This window comes from Paenibacillus sp. EB106-05-06-XG162, assembly GCF_058791655.1.
This window is the reverse complement of record NZ_JBYTDT010000005.1, coordinates 339,605-362,038: the sequence shown is the minus strand read 5'-3', so window position 1 is coordinate 362,038 and position 22,434 is coordinate 339,605. Positions and strand designations below refer to the sequence as shown.

Sequence of the window (22,434 nt, the reverse complement as noted above, 5' to 3'; positions counted from 1 at the left end):
AAAATGCTGTTAGGGTGTGAACGATTACATGAGTAAGTATCAGTTAATTGCAACAGCGCCAATGGGACTTGAAGCTGTTGTAGCACGAGAATTAAGAGATTTAGGCTATGAAGATTTGATAGTTGAGAACGGTCGCGTTAATTTCCGCGGTGATCTGATCGATATATGTCGGTGTAACCTATGGCTTCGGACGAGTGATCGCGTTCTGATCAAGATGGGGGAATTCAAAGCCACCACATTCGATGAACTATTTGAAGGAGCCAAAGCACTGAATTGGCCGGATTGGATTCCAGAAGACGGGGAATTCCCTGTCGAAGGCCGTTCGCATAAATCGCAGCTTAGCAGTGTGCCTGCCTGTCAATCCATCGTGAAGAAAGCGGTCGTCGACAAGATGAGTATGACTTACGGGACCGAATGGTTCGATGAAACCGGACCTCGTTACGTGATTGAAGTCATTATGCTGAATGACATCGCGCTGCTGACCTTAGATACAACAGGACCAGGTCTTCATAAACGCGGATACCGCAAAATAGCAACCGAAGCACCACTCAAGGAGACGATGGCGGCAGCACTCGTGCTGCTCAGCCGCTGGACTCCAAATCGCCCGTTCTATGATCCATTCTGCGGCTCGGGTACCATTCCGATTGAAGCTGCCATGATCGGCTGGAACATCGCCCCAGGATTACGACGTTCATTCAATTCGAGCGACTGGCCGATCATTCCCGCCGAGCTATGGGAAGAAGCAAGAGAAGAAGCGTACGATCTTTTGCGGGATGATATTCCGCTCGAGATCGCGGGCTCCGATATTGACCGAGAAGCGATTGACATTGCATATGCTTCCGCAAAGGCTGCCGGGCTGGGCCAAGAAATCCAGTTCCATACCCTGCCTGTCACGAAAATAGATCCTCAAGGGGACTACGGCTGTATCATTACGAATCCGCCCTATGGCGAACGACTCGGTGAAATTGATGAGGCTGAGAAGGTCATGCGTGATCTCGGCTTCGTCTCGAAGAAGCTCCCGACTTGGTCATTCTTCTCGATCTGTCCGAACAAGCAATTCGAGCATTACTTCGGTCGCCCCGCGAACAAGCGTCGCAAGCTGTTCAATGGACGCATTGAATGTCAATTCTATCAATACCTAGGCCCGCTCCCACCACGCAAGCCACTTGCGTAATCCTATAGATAAAAACCGAAACGCCGTTATTCATTCGCTTCCTTTTGGAAAGAATGGGTAACGGCGGTTTTTTTGCGAAGCAGGTTGCTTCATCCAGATATTAACAGAAGTTGAATCCGAATTTATTACGTTTATAATAGTAAAGGTGTCTGTTGACCGCTATGAATTACCATTTTGCTCGAAGAAAGGAGCTGTTTCGACCTTGAATACACCGTACCAGACGGCTCCGCGAGCCAAAAGAGTACCGCTTCATACCTTATTTCGTATTCGTTATGTCGAATGCATTCTGTTTATAGCACTTATCCTGTATAAATTGTTTCTGTTCGATCGATTTATGGATGTTCCCCTCGTCCGGATGGATCGATGGGATTATATCATTGGCGTTGGTTCCATTCTGCTCTGCTCGTTCTGGGTGTGGCTGCTACCGCCGCGAGGACGATGGATTAGCGTGTTCATACTGAATGTGCTGCTCACCAGTGTGTTTTATGCCGATTTGGTCTATTATCGATACTTCCAAGACTTTATTTCCATTCCTGTTCTGATGCAGGCTGGACAAGTCAGTTCTCTTGGACATAGTATTGCTTCCCTCCTGTTCTGGAAGGATATCTTGTTTTTCATCGATATTGTACTACTCCTACCATTAACCATCGCAGCTTGGATCATCATTGGTAAAGAAAAAGCCTTAATGCGTATGGCTCGTACAGGTCGCAGCCGTATCCAGAAATTCATTACTCGTGTCGTGATGAGTGCGATCATCTTCGGTCTCGGTGCAGGTCTGACATTCCTCCCGATTCAACATGCGACGAATACCTGGGCAAAAGGGATCTTCGTCGGGAACTGGTGGAACGTGTCCCTCTATAATGTGACCGGGTTGATCGGATTTCACGGATACGATATTAACCGCTATGCGAGTGAGAATTGGTTCTCGAAACAGACGATTACCGCAGAAGAAGAAGTGGAAGTCAAACAATGGTTTACGGCCAAGCATAACGAACCGCAAGTCACGAATGAGCTGTTCGGTGCTTATAAAGGCAAAAATATAATTGTCATTCAAGCTGAGGCTTTCCAGAACTTCATGATCAACCAGAAAATCAATGGGATTGAAGTCACGCCGCATCTGAACCAATTCGTTCGTGAGAGCATGTATTTCAACAATTATTATCACCAGACGGGACAAGGCCGAACATCCGACGCTGACTTCTCATCGCATACGTCCTTGCATCCACTGCCAACAGGCTCTGTATTCATCCGTTATCCGAATCATGCCTACGATGTCCTCCCACAGATTCTCAAAGATAAGGGGTATTCAACAGGCGTCTATCATGCCTATGATGCGAGCTTCTGGAATCGATACAATATGTACAATCAAATGGGCTACGACCGGTTCTATAGCAAGAAGGACTTTACAATTGATGAACCATTAGGCTGGTCGCTCGGGGATGCTTCCTTCTTCCGACAATCCTTGGATTATATGAAGCAGACGAACGAACCTTTCTATTCCTTCTTGATTACGCTATCCAGTCACCATCCTTATGAACTTCCAGCGAGTAAGCAAGTGCTGGATGTCGGGAAATTCAAAGGGACAATATTCGGAGACTATCTAGAATCCGTTCATTACGTGGATGAAGCATTCGGAGAAATGGTCGAACAAATGAAGGCCGACGGTCTGTGGGAAAATACGATCATTGCGTTCTATGGAGATCACGATAATTCCATTCGCGACAAAAGCGCGATGGAGCAATTTCTTGGCACAAGTATCAGCGACATGAAATTCGAACAGCTGATGAATCAAGTTCCGATGATCGTCCATTTCCCTGACGGGAAACATGCAGGTACCGTCGATCGTGTAGGCGGTCAGTTAGATATGACGCCTTCCTTGCTCTATTTGCTAGGCATCCCAACCGACTCGTATTATATGATGGGAAATAATCTATTCACCGAAGGCGACAAGCTCGTCGTGCTGCGTACAGGTGCAGTGACAGACGGACAGTACTATTACATGCCTGCAGCAGATGGGATCTTCGAGAATGGAACCTGCTATGACGCGAAGACCGGGGACAAGACTGATGTTGCAGGCTGCCGTTCCATTGCAGATCAAGCGAAGAAACAGCTCGAAATGTCGGATAAAGTTATTACCTATGACCTGATCCGTCGCTTCAGAGAGAAGACATAAAGAACCCCACAAAGTGGTGATATTGCTTCGGTGCGATTCAGGTACTTTGCGGGGGGCCCCGAAAAATATTTCATAAAATAACCCCTTGCACAGCATTAGGATTAGGTCATGAACACCATGACCATCCCGATGCTAGCAAGGGGTTTCTTTGTATTAATCGACGATATATCGATCTGATGGATGCATACAAATGCCGTGCAAACGCTTCGAATTGACAGCTGCAACCCACGCTTCCGCATCTTGAACGATAGCTGGGAACGTATCATAATGCACAGGGATATTGGTTTTCGCACCAATCCATTGCGCTGCGAGCAGCGCATCCTCAGGCCCCATCGTGAACACATCGCCGATTGGAATCGCCGCAGCATGAATGTCGTGCAATTCGCCAATGAGCTTCATATCACTGAATAAGGCCGTATCCCCAACATGATAGAAGGTTTTGTCGCCCATGGTGAGCAGAATCCCACCCGCAACGCCGCCATATATAGAGCCTTGCTCGGTATCGAGGCTTGAGCTATGGATTGCTGGTGTAAATTTAACCTTGCCCCAGCGGAAGGTATTGCACCCGCCGATATTCATGCCGAACACGGTGGCGCCTTTGCTCCCAAAATAACTACAGATTTCAAAGTTCGCAATAATCGGACATTGATTTTGAAGCGCGATCTGCAGTGCATCCGCCGTATGATCGGAATGCCCATGTGTCAGCAGTACCGCATCCACTTTGACGTCTTCTACTTTCAATGTTGTGAGCGGGTTGCCCGAGATGAACGGATCCATAATAACTTTGAAATTGTTATGGGATACAATAAAGCAAGAATGACCGATAAATTGGAGCTCCATGCTCTATTCACACCTCACTTAGAAATCGATATGATCTGGATCTGGGCCTACACGTTGTTCCTTGTTCATCGCTTGAATACGTTCCATATCTTCAGTCGAGAGCTCGAAGTCGAAAATATCGCCATTCTGAGCGATACGCTCTGGATTCACGGATTTCGGAATCGTAATGACACCGTTCTGCAAATCCCAACGCAGAATCACCTGGGAAACTGATTTACCGTATTTCGCAGCAATCTCTGTAAGCGTCGGATCGTCCAACAGCTTCCCTTGCATTAACGGACTCCATGCCTCAAGCACAACATTGTGGCTGTTACAGAATGCATGCAGCTCACGCTGCGCTAGCAACGGATGATATTCCACTTGGTTTACGACAGGTACGATGCCGCTTACTTCGAAAATATCCTTCAAATGATGGATATGGAAATTACTCACACCAATCGCACGAACCAATCCGTCGTTGTAGAGCTTCTCCAGCGCTCTCCATGTATCGATATATTTTTTCTCTTTGACAGGCCAGTGAATAAGATATAAATCAAGGTAGTCGAGGGCCAGCTTCTTGCGGCTCTCTTCGAACGCATGGAGCGTCGATTCATAACCTTGATCCGAATTCCAGACCTTCGTCGTCACGAACAGCTCTTCTCTTGCGATGCCGCTGTCTTTGATTCCTTGTCCGACACCAGACTCATTCTGATATACCGCCGCCGTATCAATGCTGCGATAACCACATTCAATCGCTGATTTCACGGCATTAGACACCTCTTGACCATCTGCTGCCTTCCATACGCCAAGACCAAGCCATGGCATCTCGACACCGTTGTTCAGTTTAACGCGATCTGCAATATGTTTCATACAATATCCTCCCTTGATATGTATTCTGAATATTCTCCACACGCTTCCATAAAGTAAGCGACAACATTATCATATCACAGGTATTTTCCACAGCGCAAAATGCAAAGCCACCTGGGAGGAATCAGCTCTCATTCCATTCCAGGTGGCTCTACAACATGCGTATTAATCTGTGGATAATTTATTCAACCGTTCCATTTCATCTCCTAATAGCTCGCGTGCGAACTCCACAGGCTGTTGGTTCCGTCCTGTCTCATTCTTCATCGCCGTATCTACTGCGTTCTGCGCTCGCTTCAATGCGCTATTCGCTTGTCCCACAGATTGTTCCGACGGATGACTGAGCGCTTGAGAGACGGCGTGATGCAGTGTTTCAATTGAATTCTGCGCTTGCGTTATCGGAGTTTGCTCATGCATCGAATCATCATTACGTGTCAATATCCTGTCCTCCCTTTGACCATTATAGCCTCCTTAGGATAGACGAAAAGGTGCGGAACTATCCGCACCTCTTAAGATCACACTTTATTTTTTTTCACGTATTTACTTGCCATCTCAATCGCTTCATCTTCCGTAGGTGCCGTTACATAACGGCCGTTAATGAAGATAAATACCCGCTTCCCGCAAGGACCACAATACGACTTGCATCCTACTTTGATCTCTGCTTCCGGGTCCATCTTCTGAACTTTCGGTAAGAACGTCTTCATCTTAACATGCTTACATTTATCGCAAATGCGTATGTCGTTCGCCATAATTCATCCTCTTTCTAGTGATCCCCATGATTGCCTTTTGATGGATTCGTAATGATAAAACCCTCTTCAGGGAAATATAAATAGTCAATTTTGATTCCATCCAACATTGGCTCGTCCGATTGCAAGAGGACAGAAATCTCCTTGTCTGTCTCCACAATCGTGTCATTATCCTTCGCCTTATCCAGGTCCATGCCATAGTGGGCATGGTTCCCGTGGGAATGGGTAACGAAAACACGTAGCATCAGCCCCGGATCTTTCGCTTGTTCAAGCTCTTGCTTTATCTTTTTCGCAGCGTTGCGTGTAATTTTGCAATTCATGATTCTCTCTCCCATCATGTCCAAATCCATATTCCTTTATTGTAAATAATTGAACCCTTGAAATCAACCTATAAAAACTTCAAAGTTCACATTTTGTACACAAACTAACACTTGATTCCACGCTCATTATACCCTATAATCCAAAAGTGATTTATTTTAGACCTAAAATATTAGAGCGTAAGATTTTCAGAAATTGGAGGTTAGGCCATCTATGCAAGAAGCAATACAAGATTCATCACCAAAAACGATTAACCGGACCATGGTACTCATCGGCTTAATCATCGGGATGCTCTTCAGTGCACTCGAACAGACCATCGTCGGTACGGCAATGCCTACGATTATTAAAGATTTAAATGGATTTTCCATCTTCGCATGGGTAACCACAGCATATTTGATTACATCTACTACCGTGGTACCGATTGTCGGTAAACTCGCTGACATGTATGGTCGCAGACTCTTCTATCTACTTGGCGTCCTGATATTCGTCGCAGGCTCGTTCTTATGTGCTACGGCGATGACGATGGAACAACTGGTCCTCTATCGTGCCGTGCAAGGGATCGGCGGCGGGATGCTCATGCCGTTATCTCAGACGATTGTCGGGGATATCTTCAACGCTGAGCAGCGTGCCAAATGGCAAGGTGTATTCGGTGGTATTTTTGGACTCAGCTCCGTTATTGGACCTTTTATCGGTGGATTTATCGTTGACCATGTGCAGTGGCACTGGATTTTCTTAATCAACGTACCAGTTGGACTCTTGTCCGGTATTCTTATTTTCTTCGGCATGAAGCATGAGCTTGTAGCGAAGCACAAAGCCGTTATCGACTGGTGGGGCATCGTTACATTCGTTCCTGCGATCGTCCTTTTACTCCTTGGACTTACATTCGGCGGTAAAAATTTTGCGTGGACATCCGTTGAGAGCTTCTCGATCTTCGGCGGCGCAATCGTTCTAACCGCTCTCTTCCTCATCATTGAGAAGAAAGCGAAAGAACCGATTCTAGATCTCCCGTTATTCAAAAATCGCGTTTTCGCGACAACAAATATTCTTGGCTTCCTCGTTGGGATGGGGATGTTCGGTGCGATTATGTTCGTACCCATGTTTATGCAAGCGATTCTAGGTGTTAGCCCGACCAAAGCTGGATCAACGATGACACCAATGATGCTCTCGCTGATTGCAGCAAGTATCGTAGGTGGTCAACTCTTGCTTCGGATTCGTTATCGTACCGTTCTTATTTCGGGGATGGTAATCGGTGCCCTTGGGTTCTTCCTTATGAGCACCATGGGGACACATACGACGCAGTTAACTGTGAATATGTACATGATTATTCTAGGTCTCGGTATGGGTCTTGTTATGCCAACCTTAATGATTGCCGTGCAGAACCAATTCCCTCGGGAGCAGCTCGGAACGGTGACTTCAGCATCAACATTCTTCCGCTCCATCGGTAGTACGATTGGCGTTACGGTATTGAACGTTGTCATGAACCATGCGCTTGCTAGCAAAATGGATGAAGCACTAAAGTCCGATCAAGTGACGAATAATCCCGTATTGTCCGGCATCATGAGTAAATTGTCAGAGAAGGTAGATGATTTGTTCAGCATCATGCTCGCGCCTCAAAAGTTACAGCTTGAAGCCGACATCAAGGAAACCGTTCTGAACCTGATCAAAACGGTGTGGACCGAAGCCTTCTCCATCGTGTTCTGGGCAGGACTTATCTTCATCGTATTGGGCGTGCTGACCGCTTGCTTCGTAGGCAACGGCCGAATCTCCAGAGAGCAAATGCCGCAGCGCGGCAAGAAGAAAGCAAAAGATCAGGAGCCAGAAGCTGCAACGGAAGTATAAACATATCATGAATCTGTTAAAGGGCAACCTCAACGTCAAATTATTGACTGCGGGTTGCCCTTTTTGTTGTAATTTACCGCGCTAACTAGCCTGTAGCGCTTGAAATTCCAACCCGAGCAGTTAAATAAAATCAGTTTCATATTCGATCGGACAGAGAAAGGTACGGTATTAATAAGGGATATTGGCATTCGTAGCCTACACTAGTAAGGATTAGCTCTCCCTAACAGTGAAGAGGCGTTATGCTGTTCATCAAGAACAACATAACGCCTCTGTTAATATCCCAGATACGTCCTGGTATATACTCTGGAATTGCTGAATCGGGAGTGGATTCATCCCCATTCCGACTTCAATCGTGAAGCCCGGCTTGCGAAACTCCTGAATGAACCAATCCTTATATCCCGCATCGCTGCCGCTCAGCTTCACAGAACGATAACTGCTTGCTTGTGCAAATCTTCGCGCAATCGCTTCCGATTCTGCCGGTTCATAGTCCCGGTAATTCCAATAAATCTCCTCACCTTGCGAATGGAGGGATAAGACCATATCGAATTGATGCGCTCTCGTGAACTCCGCCAATGCGACCGCTTCAGGTTCCATCAGCGGTCCCTCCGCCGTATAATCCTTCGGACCTGGTCCACGCTTCCCTCTTCGATCTCGTTCTTCCTCCCAATGTGCCGGGAATTGATCATTCAGGTCCACGCCGCGAATATTGGCTTTCCAACGTGTGAACTGATAGGACCCGCCATTCCAATGCAGCAGAGATCGATAATAGGGGTGACTCGGGTTAATTCCTTCTTGCGATAGCTCTACGCCATCCGGGTTCACCATCGGAACAACCCACAATGAATTGCGCTGATAACATTCTTGCGGATCCATGCTGCCCCAAGAACCGCCCGTCCGATAGGCTTTGGCATATTGTTCAATATACTTCATGAGAATGGGCGTCGTGATCCATTCATTGGCATGAACCGCCCCATTCGCATGGACTTTGCGATCCCCCGTGCCGATACGCATGGCAATGATCGGTTTCCCCATCACACTATAGCCAATAATATATCTTCGAACGAATGGATACTGCTCACACAATCTAGCGCTGTCCTCCATCAATTGAGCTGGACCATACTCCGCATCCACGCGAATAATATCCCCGCTCTTCGTCAGCGGAATGATCATACTTTGACCTATTTTCAGATGGCGTGGATCAACGGAAGGATTTGCATTTAGGAGCTGTTGAATCGGCACATGGAATCGCCTTGCAATTTCATAGAATGTATCTCGTTCTTGGATCAGATAGACGTTATCCGGCCGGAACGGAATGTACATAACTTGTCCAGGAATAATATACGGTGCTTCTTGCAGCTGCGGATTCACCATATGAAGCGCTGCGGTATGAATCCCATACCTTGCAGCAATACGAAGCCACGTGTCGCCCTGCTGAACGATATATGGAATAGCCATTGTTCCCCCTCCTAGCTCCATCCAAATCTACTTTTGGTTCCATGAAGTATATGAGAGAGTTGCATCCATTATGTCAACGATCCTTACTGAATCAGCACGAAAAAACCGGCAGCGCTCGTATCATACGAATCCGCTACCGGCTTCTTTTATTCTCACAAAAAATTCGGCACTTGCCATACAACTGGCGCAGTCTCCAAATGCTCTTTTAGCCATTCTTGGGCAATTTGTTGAAATATCTTCGGTTCTCCGCTGCAGAAGAATTGATGAACAGGCAGGTCATCTGCTTTGGCTAACTGTCCGTATTGGTATAGGATCGTACTGATCTCACGCGCCGTCTCATCTGCGGAGCTAATCAGCTTCACATTCGGCCCCATCACTTCAGCGATAGGTTCCATTAGAAACGGATAATGCGTACAACCAAGAATCAAACAATCAATGGGTTTGTAACGAAGATGCGCTAGCGATTCCTTGACGGTCTCCCACGTCACTTCGTCACGGAACATTCCTTTTTCCACGAGAGGTACGAATTTCGGACAGGCTTCACTAACGACCTCAATATGCGGTGAAATCTCCTTCAAGGCTTGAGCATAGGCACCACTGCGAATCGTACCTTCTGTGCCGATGACACCGACAAAACCGGTCTCTGTCGCATTAATCGCGGCTCTTGCCCCCGGATGAATAACGCCTACGACAGGCATATTGACCATCGCTCGAATCTGCTCCAGCGCCACGGCTGTCGCCGTATTGCAAGCAATGACAATCATTTTAGGTTGAAACTGAATAAGATACTCGACAATTTGCTGTGTAAATAACAACACTTCTTCCGACGAACGCGGTCCATAGGGTGTGCGGGCAGTGTCTCCAAAATAAATGATCTTCTCCCGTGGAAGCTGCCTCATAACTTCTTTAACAACGGTTAATCCTCCCACACCGGAATCTAGTATAGCGATGGCTTGCTGCACGAACACACGCTTCCTTCTTATAGAATGTCAGTTACAGGGAATCCCCTCTCATAGAATATGAATCTATCGGTCGAAATGTACCACGTAACTTGAATCCATAAATATTAGCTCAAAACGGGGTTAGGTTCAAGCAAACACGGTGTCATTTCCACCAAATTCCAATAAGATACATCATCGCACACCGCATCTCCTACGGGAGCACAACGTTTTTCAGATTCATCGCATCGCGCCTGCCTATCAAAAAAATATTTACCAAATAAAATGACAAAATTTTAATTAACCTTTTTACCCGAAAATACGTCATAATGATATAATCCCATAATCAATTATGATTTGAAAGGAGTCTTACTATTGAGACAGCAAACTCAGACGGCACAGCGACAACCGCAGCCTGTTGCCCCAAGCCGTCGAGCGAGGAAGCAACAGCTTACAAGCAAAAAGAAACGTATGACCTTTGGTCGTTTTATAAAAAATCTTTTCATTACGTTATTTATCGTCGGTGCGCTCGGTGCCGCATGGCTCTTCTTCACACCATCCGGGACGAACGTCCGAATGCTCATCGCAGATACACTGATCACGACACAACATCGCCACTGGGCGAAATATATTATCGGAGAAGAAGCACTCCAAAACCGCGTTGCGGAATATAACAAAAGGTTTGAAGGTATGGGTGATGAGAAAGACAATCAGAACATTTCCGTTGGCGGGAAGAAATCGGGAGACTTGGTGGAGATTAAGCCGGTCAGCGGTGCGGGCTTCAGCGGGTACCTTATGATTGTGAATGATCCAACCAAGATCCGAATCGGGGTCCCAAATCGCGTCGGACGCGGGGAGAAAGTAACCAGCATGGTGAAACGTACGGGTGCCATCGCAGGCGTTAATGCCGGCGGCTTCGCCGATCCGAACTGGAAAGGGAATGGATTCCAGCCAATTGGACTTGTTATCGCCGACGGGAAAGTTTATTATGACGGCGGGATTAGTAATAAGAAGAAAACCCAGATCGTCGGCATTGATAAGAATGGTCGAATGGTTGCCGGGAACTATACGATCCCTCAGCTTCAAGAGATGGGTGTGAAGGAAGCCGTGACCTTCCAACCCCGCATTATCGTGAATGGCAAAGGTCTTGTGAAGAACGCGGCTGACGGCTGGGGCATTGCACCTCGGACCGTCATGGGACAACGTGCCGACGGCACGATCCTATTCCTTGTTATCGATGGCCGTCAAGCCCATAGTATTGGTGCCAATCTCTATGATTGTCAGAACATCATGCTCGAGAATGGCGCTGTGATTGCAGCAAATCTGGACGGTGGATCTTCTACCGTACTTGTAAAGGATAATGAAATTGTTAACTCCCCTTCCAGCCAGCATGGAGAGCGGTATTTGCCGACAGCTTTCCTTGTCTTCAATGATCCTGAGAAGGTCGACATTCCGAATATTTGGGAAGGACTCGATCCGCATAAAATTGACCCATCCAAGTGGTAATGCACTTATCCGTTATAAAATGATCGAAGAGCCCATAGGATCAAGAATCCTATGGGTTTTTTCGTTCTACTGTCATCGCCTACTGTTCTAACATCGTAGAAATTGTCAATGTGAAAATTTACAGACAACATCCGCAAACATCATTAATATAATAGATTAACGGCGACCTCTACCTTGTACCCGGGTAGAGGTTTTTTGCTCTAAAAGAGGTAGTTCAAAAAGATTCTCAAGGACGATGGAAAAGCTATTGAACACTTGAGAAATACTGGTAATATAAGAGTTGAAATCTTATTCTAGAAGGGAGTAATAGGATGGTTACTTTACCCAAATTAAATGAACTAGGATTTTTCGAGATTAGGCTGGAATCCATCGGCGGTCTCGGCGCGAATTTGGCCGGGAAAATGCTGGCGGAGGCCGGAGTTACAGGCGCCTCACTAAACGGCGTAAGCTTCTCATCCTATGGATCGGAGAAAAAAGGGTCTCCCGTCAAAGCACACATCCGGTTTTGCGACAACCATACGAATATCCGAGATACGTCGCCTGTGGAACGGCCGCATGTTGTAGGCATTTTCCACGAATCGTTATCCAAAACAGTCAATGTCATTAGCGGTATCTATGAAGACAGTCTCGTACTTGTAAATTCGAATAAATCACCTGAGCAATTGAAAGAGAAGATGAAGCTCTTGGGCGGTACGATTGCCGTCGTCGATGCAACAGGCATTTCACTAGAAGAGAAGAACCGCACGAACATGGCGATGTTAGGCGCACTTTTCCGGCTATGCGACTTCCTAGACCCCGAAGCCATGAAATCTGTTATCCGCAAATCCCTCGAGAAGAAGTATCCACAAGCTGTAGGTCCTGCACTCCAAACGTTCGAAAGAGGCTTTAATGAAGTAACTTTCCAGACATTTGAACTGCCTGTTGGTCAGCAAATGCCAGCTTTTGTGCGCCAGGATACACCTATGCTCGGTTACGAGACGCAGCCGATGGGTGGCGTGATTACGAATCCAGGGAACAGTATTCTGAAGGATCTGAGTATCTCGCGTGCAGGGATGATGCCTCATTTCGCCGATGATAAGTGCATCCACTGCGCAGCTTGCGATAATGTATGCCCTGACTTCTGCTTCGTATGGGAAGAACAGCCGGATAAGAAAGGCCGTCCGCAGATGTTCCTACAAGGGATTGACTATCAATACTGCAAAGGCTGTCTTAAATGTGTTAGAGCTTGTCCAACAGATGCGCTCAGCAGTGCCAGAGAAGAAGATGGTTATGCAGACGAGCACCGTACGCCGCATCGTTTTGACCTAGCAGTCCATTAATTTGCATGCCAGAAAGGTGGAATCGACATTGTCTATTGATTTGTCCAAAGAACAAGCAGGACTTGCCAAGGTAGAGCAGCGTGTCGTGTATGAATCCGGCAACGAAATGGCTGCCTATGCGGCGCACCAAATTAATTATCATGTGATGGGTTATTTTCCGATCTCTCCGTCAACGGAGGTCGCTCAATTTCTAGATCTAATGAAGTCGAACGGGCAGCACGATATCGTGTTAATCCCAGCTGACGGTGAACATGGCTCCGCAGGGGTATGCTACGGCGCTTCCACAGCTGGCGGTCGTGTGTTCAATGCAACCAGCGCGAACGGCTACCTCTACATGATCGAGCAAATGCCGGTACAATCCGGGACTCGATTCCCAATGGTCATGAATCTTGTCTGCCGCTCCGTCTCCGGACCGCTTGATATTCATGGAGATCATTCGGATTTATATTATGCCCTCAATACAGGATGGCCCATTCTGATGTGTCGTGATCCGCAAGCGGTCTACGATATGAATATTATGGCACTCAAGGTCGCGGAAGATGCAGAAGTTCGTCTACCTGTGCTCGTCGCATCCGACGGTTACTTCACTTCGCATCAGAAACGCAAAGTTCAGACGTTCGCGAATCGTGAAGATGTACATCAATTTATAGGTGCTCAGCCGCCCGTCGGCTACCCTGACACACTGGATCGCAACAATCCAATTACTGTTGGTCCATATATGAATGAACCGGATTACATTAACAACTGTTATCAGCAATCGATGGCGATGTACAATGCAGAACATGTCTATGACCGCGTGCGCAAGGAATTCGCGGATCTTACAGGTCGTGACTATCCAATCCTCGATCAGTATCGCATGGAAGATGCAGAAGTCGCTGTATTCCTCATGAACTCCGCTTCGGAGATTATCAAGGATGTCGTGGATCAATTGCGTGCGCAAGGGATCAAGGCGGGCTCCATTGCTCCGAACATGATCCGTCCATTCCCGCAACGCGCCATTGCTGAAGCGCTGAAGAACGTGAAGGCGATCACCGTCGGTGATCGTGCTGATTCTTACGGCGGGCACGGCGGCAACATGGTCAATGAGATCAAAGCCGCACTTTTCACCCATGGCAACCGGGATACGCTCGTCATCAGTCGAATTTATGGTCTTGGCGGCAAAGATTTCTATGCCGAAGACGGCCATAATCTGTTCCAATTCGCGATCGATGCCATGAATAAAGGCATGGTCGACAAACCGTTCGATTATTACGGACATACACCAGGGGACCCTGCCAAATCACCGAAGCGTGTGCTGAAGCCGATGAAATTCGAAGATTTGAAGACAGGTCTCATTACGGTGAAGAAAGACGAAGAGACAGGCAAGTTAAGCGTACGCATCCCACCACTCCGCTCGCTGACGAAGAAACCAAAGCGGATTGCGCCGGGCCATGGAGCGTGCCCAGGCTGCGGTATTTTCTCCGGCTTGGAATTGTTCTTCAAGGGCATTGAAGGCGATATCGTCGCTCTATTCCATACGGGATGTGCGATGGTTGTTACGACGGGCTACCCTTATTCTTCGCACAAAGCGACGTATATTCATAACTTGTTCCAGAATGGTGCAGCCACCCTATCCGGTGTCGTCGAAATGTTCTGGGAACGGAAGCGCAGAGGCGAACTCGATCACTTGAACCTGCAGGATGACTTCACCTTCGTCATGATTACAGGCGACGGCGGTATGGATATCGGCATGGGACCTGCGATCGGTGCAGCGCTTCGCAATCATAAGATGATTATTCTGGAATACGATAATGAAGGCTATATGAATACAGGAGCACAACTCTCCTATTCGACACCGATGGGTCATCGGACATCGACCTCTAATATCGGTTCCGTGCGCGCCGGCAAAGTGTTCCACCACAAAGATACGGCACAGATTATGGCAGCAACCCATATTCCGTATGTGTTCACCGGCTCAGAAGCTTTCCCGCAGGATCTTGTGAAGAAAGCGGCAAAAGCGCAGTACTATGCCCAGAATGAAGGTCTTGTGTATGGTAAAATCTTAATCACATGCCCGCTCAACTGGTTGTCCGAGGATGAACTCGGTACGGAAATTATCGACGCAGCCGTAGGTTCATGCTTCTTCCCGCTCTACGAGGTGGAGCATGGCGTTACGACGATCACGTACAACCCTGATGAGAAGGATAAGAGGGTCCCTATCGTCGAATGGCTCAAGACAATGGGTAAGACGAGACATCTTACGAAACCGGAACACGTTGAGACGCTCAAAGCCTTTGAAACTGAAGTGGAGCGCCGGTGGAAGATCCTGCTCGCAAAGCATGAGAATCCGTATCTATAACGAATAACGAGAGGAGTTGCCCTTCGTGCCTTTCGTACTCCACCATATCGCAACACATCAGCTCTATGCATGTCTGCTGCGTAATGGTTATGACTTGATCTATTACGGGGTGAAATATTGGGAAGATGAGGAAGCTGCCAAGGCGGAGCTTCCTGATTTCCTTGCATCGCATGATATGTTGGACGCTGATACTTGGTCGCTGCTGGAAGTCGATGAACAGGTCCTGAAATTGTGTAATGTGAAGTTAAAAAACAATCCAAAATACATCTGTTTCCTTGACGCAGAGGGACGGCCTTATATCGAAGTCCTCGCGCAACAATAACCGTATATACACCAAAGAGCAGCAGTCCCTTTACTAACAGGGCTGCTGCTCTTTTCATATTTCCATTTTCCTGCTTTACGTTCCCCGCACGTTACTTCAGAATTTCATCGAGTTCACGTGTTTCTACTTTGTCGTCTTCTTTAGTTGAAGCGATTTGCGCAAATGTCTCGTCATCCTCTTGACGGCGATTTTGGCGCCACTCGCGTAAATTGTTCACTTTGTCTTTCGCTGCTTCAACCCAGCCCGATGTATGTTCACCAACTTGCTTGATCACATTAGTCGTCTTCTCACTTACTTGGTGCGCTCCTTCTTTAATGTCTTGGCGCAGCTCACGGCCAGACTTGGGTGCAAGCAGTAGCGCCGCTACTGAACCAACAACACTCCCTACCAATGCACCTAACAGAAAGCTTTTTCTTTTCTCTGACATGTTGTCATCGCTCCTTTATTATGATCCTTCTTTACTCTCATTTGGATTCGCAGCTCGGGACTCCGTGTTAGCTGGGCGCACGGCTTGCCATTTCTCCCACAATCCAAGGCCTAGATCCATCCAATCGAACATATCGCCAATCCGCTCAATGTTATTGGCGTGCGCACGATTGACATGCGTTACGGCAGAGGACGTCAACGCTTCCGTGACCGAGGTTACCGAGGACGTGACATACCGCAGCGCCTCCCCTGTCTCGCGGATGGAATCGCAGAACGGTTCAAAGGCATCTACTTGCCGCTTCACCAATGCCGCTGTCTTCTGCGCATCTTGGACGAAGACGGATACTTCCCGGCCCAGCGCCGCCGTATCTCGCTGTAGCTGAAGAATCGTTACATACGCCTGGAGCACCGTATTTCTTACCGTAATAAGCACGACGATAGCTACGCTGACCAATATGACAAATGCAACCGCCATACTCACAACACTCCATTCAACCATCCACGATCACCTCGATTCACGTTGTTCCCGGGCGAATGCCCATTTTCTAATAACAGTATAAGAAGATTGGGCTTGACTTGACACAGCAGACAAACCAAAATTATTAAACTTTCGTCAAAAGCCTTGTGCGGCGGGGAGCCTTGCAAAAGCTCGACTTTAGTCATAAAGAGGGTATCTAACTGGAAAACAGTCACCATTGAATGTGAAAAAGCAATCAATCCTCCACTAAGGATCGACTGCTTTTTTAGCTGTACCATCCGCTTTACGTTTACTACGAAAGCAATGTAAGCTTGTCGTCGCATGCGGAATAAACCTCGCTATTTGGCTGCTGCCATACCGTGGAACCTCTTCATCTGTGTCTCGTTCCTTTTTTTCTAATATACAACAAACCCAGTACCGGCGTGGTACTGGGTTACTTTTTTACAATTACTGCATTCGTTTTGCAGGGCTACATGTAAAATTTGATTTTCACTGCATTTTTCCAATAATAAGGGAAACCTGATTCTACAAAATAATTGCAAATTAAGTTTTTATTTCAGAATCGCTTTAGCTCCGATTGCAAGGTCTTCAATGTCAACCTTGCCGTCATGATTGACATCCGCTTTCTCAATCCAGCCCTCTTGACCCTGTTGTTTGCCGTATGCTCCTGCAACAATCGCCAAGTCACCAATAGAAATACTTCCATCTCCATTGACATCTGCGGTTATTAGCTTGGTGTCAAACACTTGCATGGCTGCATCCAATGCCGCTTTCGCACTATCCACCTGCTGCTGAGTGGCATTCGAATCGTTTGCTGTCCTGCTAGCCGTATCGATAGCCAACTGCAATTGTGCTTTGGATCCCATCGCATACAGACCGTCCCCGTTGCCTTCCACTGCTGCATTATACTTCGCCTGAGCGCTTGCGATCGACGCATTCAATAGCGACTTATCTACAGGTACACTAGGTATGCTGATTTGTATCTCGCGGGAGGCTCCGCCTACCTGCAATTCATTCCCTTCTCCGTTGGCAATAATGACATTGCCCACAGAAATTGTCGTAGAGGTTGCCTGAGTTACAGATTTTGCTGTAAATTTGAATTTCAACAAATCGCCTTGGGTAAGCACTCCTTGGTTCGCTCCCACGCTGGCAGCCACAATCCGGATGTGCCCCGGTACTACCTCCTTTTGATCGATGATTCGAAATCCGTCTTTAAGTGAAGTAACCGAATCGAACTGCAAATTCGCCGGATCATAGTGAAGCATCAAATCTTGAGCATACATTTGCTGGTATACAGATTGCGTAACGTCAGTCAATCCCATCGTTACATCGAATGTTTGACCTGTGTTCACCTGCTGTAATCCCTTCAATGTAGATTGAGGTATTGTTGGCGCCGGCAGCACAGTCACGCTGATACTTGTTGTCAGTGCTATATTGTTCGGATTGACCACACCTGCTGGCAGGATTATTGTTCCATTCACAGTAAAGGTCTGTGCAGTCCTTAGAGCTGGATCATAGCTCGAAGCTCCTACATTCCATGTCACATCAGCGTTCATATTTCCTGAATTTGTGACTATAACTACTTGCTCAGGCAATCCAAGGGCTAACGCTGTCTTTGCTGTTCCGTTTGGCAATCCTGATATGTCTGTGGGTGCCATGATTTTTGTAATAGCAACACTAACCACTTCAAACTTAAACCAATCGATGTTGCATATATAGTTATTTGAAGACTTCATCACAAGGTATACATTATGAACACCTGTAACACTGGTGGTGATTGGGGTTGAAAGAGACTTATAATTCGTCCATCCGCCAGTATTACTGACATTAAGTGACCCAATTAATGTACCTGTCGGACTATCAATCCTTACTTCAATCGTACCACCTGCATTATTATCTGCAGATACACTTGCAATAAATTTTGAAGCAACATTGTTAAAGTCATAATTATTGTAAGCTAAATAATCGCCGTTTTTAATATAACCCACATTCTTTCCGCCGTCAGGGGTGTTATTTTCGATGGTTGCACTCCCTGACTTGGAATCAAAGGTTTCTGCTTCTATTTGATAGAAAGGGTTTCTGTGCGATAAAACAGTCACACTGACCTCATTCGATGCAGCACCTTCCCCGGCTGTGTTGCCAGCAGTTACAATATAATAGTAATTTGTATCCTTAACTGCCGTGATGTCTGTATAACTATTTCCAGCTAAATTATTCACGAGCACTGTGTAAGGCCCTCCCGGTGTAGTACTGCGCTTTACATTATAGTACATCCCAGCAACTGCAGTATTCCAGGTAAGTTTAACTTGTTTATCATCTGCCGCCGCGCTTAATTTGCTTGGGGCCGCCGGGATCGTATCTTGCGCATTCGAATTCCATACATTCAGCTCATAACACGTCCACCAATAACTGGCATCATTCTTGGTAAGTAATATCTTGATGTACCGTCCCGTTTGAGCGTTAAACGTAATTGTAGTCGTGTCGGTATCCGGATCTCCTTCACCTGATGCAATTTTGCTTCCGAAATTCGTACCGTCAGTTGATACGAACACATCGTACCCACGCGGATTATCTCCAGCCTTGTTATCGAGCGTAATTCTGTCAAAAGTTTTATTCGATTTCATATCGATTAAAAGATAGTCTCCAACTTTCTGAACCCCGGTATGCCAGTTGGAATCCCTACTTCCATCTAAAACATTATTTGCAAGGTCCGGATACGAAAGTGCTGTGGCAGTCCACCCTGTCCTGTCGAGCCTTCCATCTTGCAAAAACTTGATTTTGTCAATATTCATGAGGTTAGTACCCGCGGAGCCGTTAAACTTTAATATGACGTTATGTTGTCCTGTTGTTTTGGTTATTGGGCATGCCACTTCATACCACGCCTGATCACTACCCGTGTTAGGAATGAGGCAAGAGCCAATGACGCTTCCATCGATATTATCCAACACAATATCAATCCTTGACCCGTTAACATTGCTTGCAACATTTGCAACGAAGGTGTTGGAATAGACATCTTTAAAGTCTATGTTATCAAACTTGAGATAACCTAAGTTTTGAACGGATGTAATATACGACAACGTCGGTGTGGCAATGTCTACACCGGACATTTCGTTGGCATACTCCGCCTCAATATCGCTATACGCACTCATTCCTGAAGAACCTTGTAGACCATTGACTATAGGGAACGAATCCATTTTGGTAACCCCGTCAATCGTAACCGACGCGGTGATTGTCGTAACACCCGATTGACGGCCTCCCGATACTTTGCCCGTCGCGTCGACAGTAGCGATTCTTTCATCCGCACTTGAATACGTAACTTTTGCACGGTTAAGATCAAATACTTGTTCATTCGTCATAACAGCTGACAGTTGAGCATTCACTTCAATTTTGGGCACCAATTTTCCGCCAATGAAGGCAGAATAAACCCTCAAGCCTGTTGGAATCGCCTTAACCGTTTTTAATGCTACTTTTAGATCGCCCGTGACCGAAAAATCGGCTTTCAAAGCCTCCACATCATTAGCGTTTTTACCGATCATTACCGAGTATTTGCCGAGAGGGACATAGGTTTTCTGAGACGACTCGTCGAAAAATTTCATATCCTTAAGATCAAGATCAAACGATACAACTCGGGTTTCCCCTGCTTTCAGTTCGAGCTTTTCAAAGCCTTTAAGCTGCTTTAACGGGTATTGAACACCGTCCGCGCCTAGGGCTGACACATAAAGTTGTACTACTTCACTTCCATCCTTATTCCCCGTATTGGCAACATGAGCCGTGATCGTCAACTTATCGTTAACATCGACGTTACTTGAAGATATTTGTATATCAGAATAGGTAAATTGGGTATAGCTTAAACCGTACCCAAAAGGAAATACAGCATTGCCTTTATAATATTGATATGTACGCCCTGGGAATCCCGCACTGCTTCTAATACTATAATTATTGTAGTAACGAGTTATTCCATCCGAACCTTTTACTCCTGTTGTATTCAACGGCATAATCTTAAGATCGTCTGGTGCGTACCATGTCGTGGTAAGTCTACCGGAAGGGTTAGCTTGACCTGTAATAATTTTACCTAGAGCTTCTCCCTGAGTTTGACCGTTATACGATGTCCAGAGAACCGCTTTGGCGTTGTCGATGAAAGGCGATACGTCAATCTGCCCTACCGTCTGCATTGCAACGATTGTTTTCTGTGGATAAGCTTTAGTTACAGCATCCACATGAGATTGTGAGGCCGGCAGTTTGATACTACTTCGGTCATTTGATTCAGAGGAGTCCGAAAGTTCCGTCCCTGCATAAGCTATAATCACATCTGCGGCGTCAAGCTGTTGTTTATATTTATCGATAGAAAAATCATTTAAATAGTTTACTTTTGCATCCGGGTTTATTTTCGCAAGCTCATTGATCAATCCGGCGTAAGGAGTTGTTGTACGAACCGGTGTTCCAGAGTAATCCCCTAACACCATCTTATTGGCCAGAGGTCCGACCAAGGCGATATTTTTTGCACTAGCCGCTAAGGGAAGAATGTCATCCTTATTTTTCAATAATACCCAAGACTCTTCTGCGGCTTTCTCAGCAAAGCGAATATGTTCATTTGTTTCAATAACATCACTTTTGATATCCGAATATTTAGCATTCATATCGAATTCACCGGTGCGCATCCTTTGTAAAAACATTTCGTATACTGCTCGATCCAAATCGTCTATTGACATATAACCGTCTTTAACAGCAGCATATCCATTACTCTGCGACGCAGAACCACAATCCATGTTATTACCGGCTTTAATGCTTTTGGCAATCGTTGCAGATTGCGGTATCTTACTGATGTCTTGCCCTGGGAACAAGGCCTGCTTATAGGCAGCTATGCTATTAAGATCACCGACAGCACCGCAGTCTCCTGTTACATACCCGCTAAATCCCCAATCTCTCCTTAGAAGATCTGTCAAAGTATAGGGGTTAGCCGGTGAGGCGATATAGTCATACAGCGTGCTGCCGTTCCTGGTAACGGTGGTTGTGTTATATGAACTCATAATCGATGCTGGGTGTGCTTTTTCAACAATATTTTGGAATACTTTTCCGTAATTTTCTCTTAGTGTCCTTTCATCCATCACGGAAGATCCTTTTTCTCGTTCTGTTTCACTATTGTTAGCTAAGAAATGTTTGAGTGTTGCGATCGTCTTCAGGTACTTACTGTCATCACCTTGCATACCATTTACGAATTGAATTCCTAATTGCCCCGTCAAATAAGGATCTTCACCGTACGTTTCATCATTTCTTCCCCACCTCGGGTCTCTAGCCATGTTCACGGTCGGGCTCCAGTAAGATAAATTATACTTGGCGTTCTTTCCTCTTGCTTCTGTCGACGTTACATCAGCTGCACTAAAGATTAAATCCCTGTTCCACGTATTAGACATAGCAAGACTGATTGGGAAGCTCGTTGCTTGCCCCTGTCGAGCTACACCGTGCAAAGCTTCACGCCAATAATTGTAGTCATGCACTCCCAAACGCGAGACAGCTGGCGCAACGTTTCCGAGCTGAGCTACCTTTTCTTGAAGTGTCATTCTTGTCACTAAATCGGCTGCACGTTCCTCAAAGGTACGCGTCGTATCCTGATACGGCAAAATATTTTGCGCTGTCTCAGCACGAACTTGAGTCATAGGGAAAATCATTGACAATGACATTAGGACGGCCATTAGTTTTCGAATCTTCTTCATAAATAAGT

Annotated in this window: 17 protein-coding genes; 7 read left to right on the top strand and 10 right to left on the bottom strand. The window is 46.4% G+C overall.

The window, feature by feature from the left end:
* Positions 1 to 28: 28 nt before the first annotated feature.
* Together AC3WU2_RS14590 and AC3WU2_RS14585 are read left to right on the top strand one after the other, a co-directional pair.
* Entirely contained in the window at positions 29 to 1,174 is a 1,146-nt protein-coding gene (locus tag AC3WU2_RS14590) for a THUMP domain-containing class I SAM-dependent RNA methyltransferase (RefSeq protein ID WP_492455253.1), read from the top strand.
* Between the two features lie 202 nt (positions 1,175 to 1,376).
* Positions 1,377 to 3,347 carry an LTA synthase family protein gene (locus AC3WU2_RS14585; RefSeq protein WP_492455250.1) on the top strand — a complete coding sequence of 657 codons (1,971 nt, stop codon included), beginning with the start codon at positions 1,377 to 1,379 and terminating at the stop codon, positions 3,345 to 3,347.
* Between the two features lie 153 nt (positions 3,348 to 3,500).
* Here the strand turns inward: AC3WU2_RS14585 and AC3WU2_RS14580 are convergent, their stop codons facing one another.
* From AC3WU2_RS14580 to AC3WU2_RS14560, 5 genes are all read right to left on the bottom strand, one after another.
* Positions 3,501 to 4,187 carry a metal-dependent hydrolase gene (locus tag AC3WU2_RS14580; protein WP_492455248.1) on the bottom strand — a complete coding sequence of 229 codons (687 nt, stop codon included), beginning with the start codon at positions 4,185 to 4,187 and terminating at the stop codon, positions 3,501 to 3,503.
* An 18-nt stretch (positions 4,188 to 4,205) separates the two neighbouring features.
* Positions 4,206 to 5,036, bottom strand: coding sequence for an aldo/keto reductase (locus AC3WU2_RS14575; protein ID WP_492455246.1), 831 nt, complete (start codon positions 5,034 to 5,036; stop codon positions 4,206 to 4,208).
* A 162-nt stretch (positions 5,037 to 5,198) separates the two neighbouring features.
* Positions 5,199 to 5,468: a hypothetical protein gene (locus AC3WU2_RS14570; RefSeq protein ID WP_018755847.1), complete on the bottom strand. Its 270-nt coding sequence runs from the start codon at positions 5,466 to 5,468 to the stop codon at positions 5,199 to 5,201.
* A gap of 77 nt (positions 5,469 to 5,545) precedes the next feature.
* Positions 5,546 to 5,779: a YuzB family protein gene (locus AC3WU2_RS14565; protein ID WP_018755848.1), complete on the bottom strand. Its 234-nt coding sequence runs from the start codon at positions 5,777 to 5,779 to the stop codon at positions 5,546 to 5,548.
* 14 nt (positions 5,780 to 5,793) lie between these two features.
* Positions 5,794 to 6,096: a HesB/IscA family protein gene (locus AC3WU2_RS14560; RefSeq protein ID WP_018755849.1), complete on the bottom strand. Its 303-nt coding sequence runs from the start codon at positions 6,094 to 6,096 to the stop codon at positions 5,794 to 5,796.
* A 211-nt stretch (positions 6,097 to 6,307) separates the two neighbouring features.
* Here AC3WU2_RS14560 and AC3WU2_RS14555 point away from each other — a divergent pair, with 211 nt between their 5' ends.
* Positions 6,308 to 7,933, top strand: coding sequence for an MDR family MFS transporter (locus AC3WU2_RS14555; protein WP_492455242.1), 1,626 nt, complete (start codon positions 6,308 to 6,310; stop codon positions 7,931 to 7,933).
* A 249-nt stretch (positions 7,934 to 8,182) separates the two neighbouring features.
* On the opposite strand, the gene AC3WU2_RS14550 is transcribed toward AC3WU2_RS14555, so the two are convergent.
* Positions 8,183 to 9,388 carry a M14 family zinc carboxypeptidase gene (locus AC3WU2_RS14550; protein ID WP_492455240.1) on the bottom strand — a complete coding sequence of 402 codons (1,206 nt, stop codon included), beginning with the start codon at positions 9,386 to 9,388 and terminating at the stop codon, positions 8,183 to 8,185.
* Between the two features lie 152 nt (positions 9,389 to 9,540).
* Positions 9,541 to 10,356, bottom strand: a complete 816-nt coding sequence (gene racE, locus AC3WU2_RS14545; RefSeq protein WP_492455238.1) for a glutamate racemase — start codon at positions 10,354 to 10,356, stop codon at positions 9,541 to 9,543.
* Between the two features lie 441 nt (positions 10,357 to 10,797).
* Between racE and AC3WU2_RS14540 the strand changes: the two genes are divergently transcribed.
* From AC3WU2_RS14540 to AC3WU2_RS14525, 4 genes are all read left to right on the top strand, one after another.
* On the top strand, positions 10,798 to 11,832 hold the full coding sequence (locus tag AC3WU2_RS14540; RefSeq protein WP_156826070.1) for a phosphodiester glycosidase family protein: 1,035 nt from the start codon (positions 10,798 to 10,800) through the stop codon (positions 11,830 to 11,832).
* A 311-nt stretch (positions 11,833 to 12,143) separates the two neighbouring features.
* Positions 12,144 to 13,151: a 2-oxoacid:acceptor oxidoreductase family protein gene (locus tag AC3WU2_RS14535; RefSeq protein WP_379349814.1), complete on the top strand. Its 1,008-nt coding sequence runs from the start codon at positions 12,144 to 12,146 to the stop codon at positions 13,149 to 13,151.
* Positions 13,152 to 13,179: 28 nt separating this feature from the next.
* Positions 13,180 to 15,489 (top strand): thiamine pyrophosphate-dependent enzyme, encoded by a 2,310-nt coding sequence (locus AC3WU2_RS14530; RefSeq protein ID WP_492455235.1) that lies wholly within the window; start codon positions 13,180 to 13,182, stop codon positions 15,487 to 15,489.
* Between the two features lie 25 nt (positions 15,490 to 15,514).
* Positions 15,515 to 15,811, top strand: a complete 297-nt coding sequence (locus AC3WU2_RS14525) for a hypothetical protein (RefSeq protein WP_492455233.1) — start codon at positions 15,515 to 15,517, stop codon at positions 15,809 to 15,811.
* A gap of 91 nt (positions 15,812 to 15,902) precedes the next feature.
* On the opposite strand, the gene AC3WU2_RS14520 is transcribed toward AC3WU2_RS14525, so the two are convergent.
* From AC3WU2_RS14520 to AC3WU2_RS14510, 3 genes are all read right to left on the bottom strand, one after another.
* Positions 15,903 to 16,238 carry a YtxH domain-containing protein gene (locus AC3WU2_RS14520; protein WP_492455231.1) on the bottom strand — a complete coding sequence of 112 codons (336 nt, stop codon included), beginning with the start codon at positions 16,236 to 16,238 and terminating at the stop codon, positions 15,903 to 15,905.
* A gap of 18 nt (positions 16,239 to 16,256) precedes the next feature.
* A complete protein-coding gene (locus AC3WU2_RS14515) occupies positions 16,257 to 16,736 on the bottom strand; it encodes a DUF948 domain-containing protein (RefSeq protein ID WP_492455229.1) in 480 nt (159 codons plus the stop codon).
* A 530-nt stretch (positions 16,737 to 17,266) separates the two neighbouring features.
* Positions 17,267 to 22,426 (bottom strand): carbohydrate-binding protein, encoded by a 5,160-nt coding sequence (locus AC3WU2_RS14510; protein WP_492455227.1) that lies wholly within the window; start codon positions 22,424 to 22,426, stop codon positions 17,267 to 17,269.
* Positions 22,427 to 22,434: the final 8 nt, after the last annotated feature.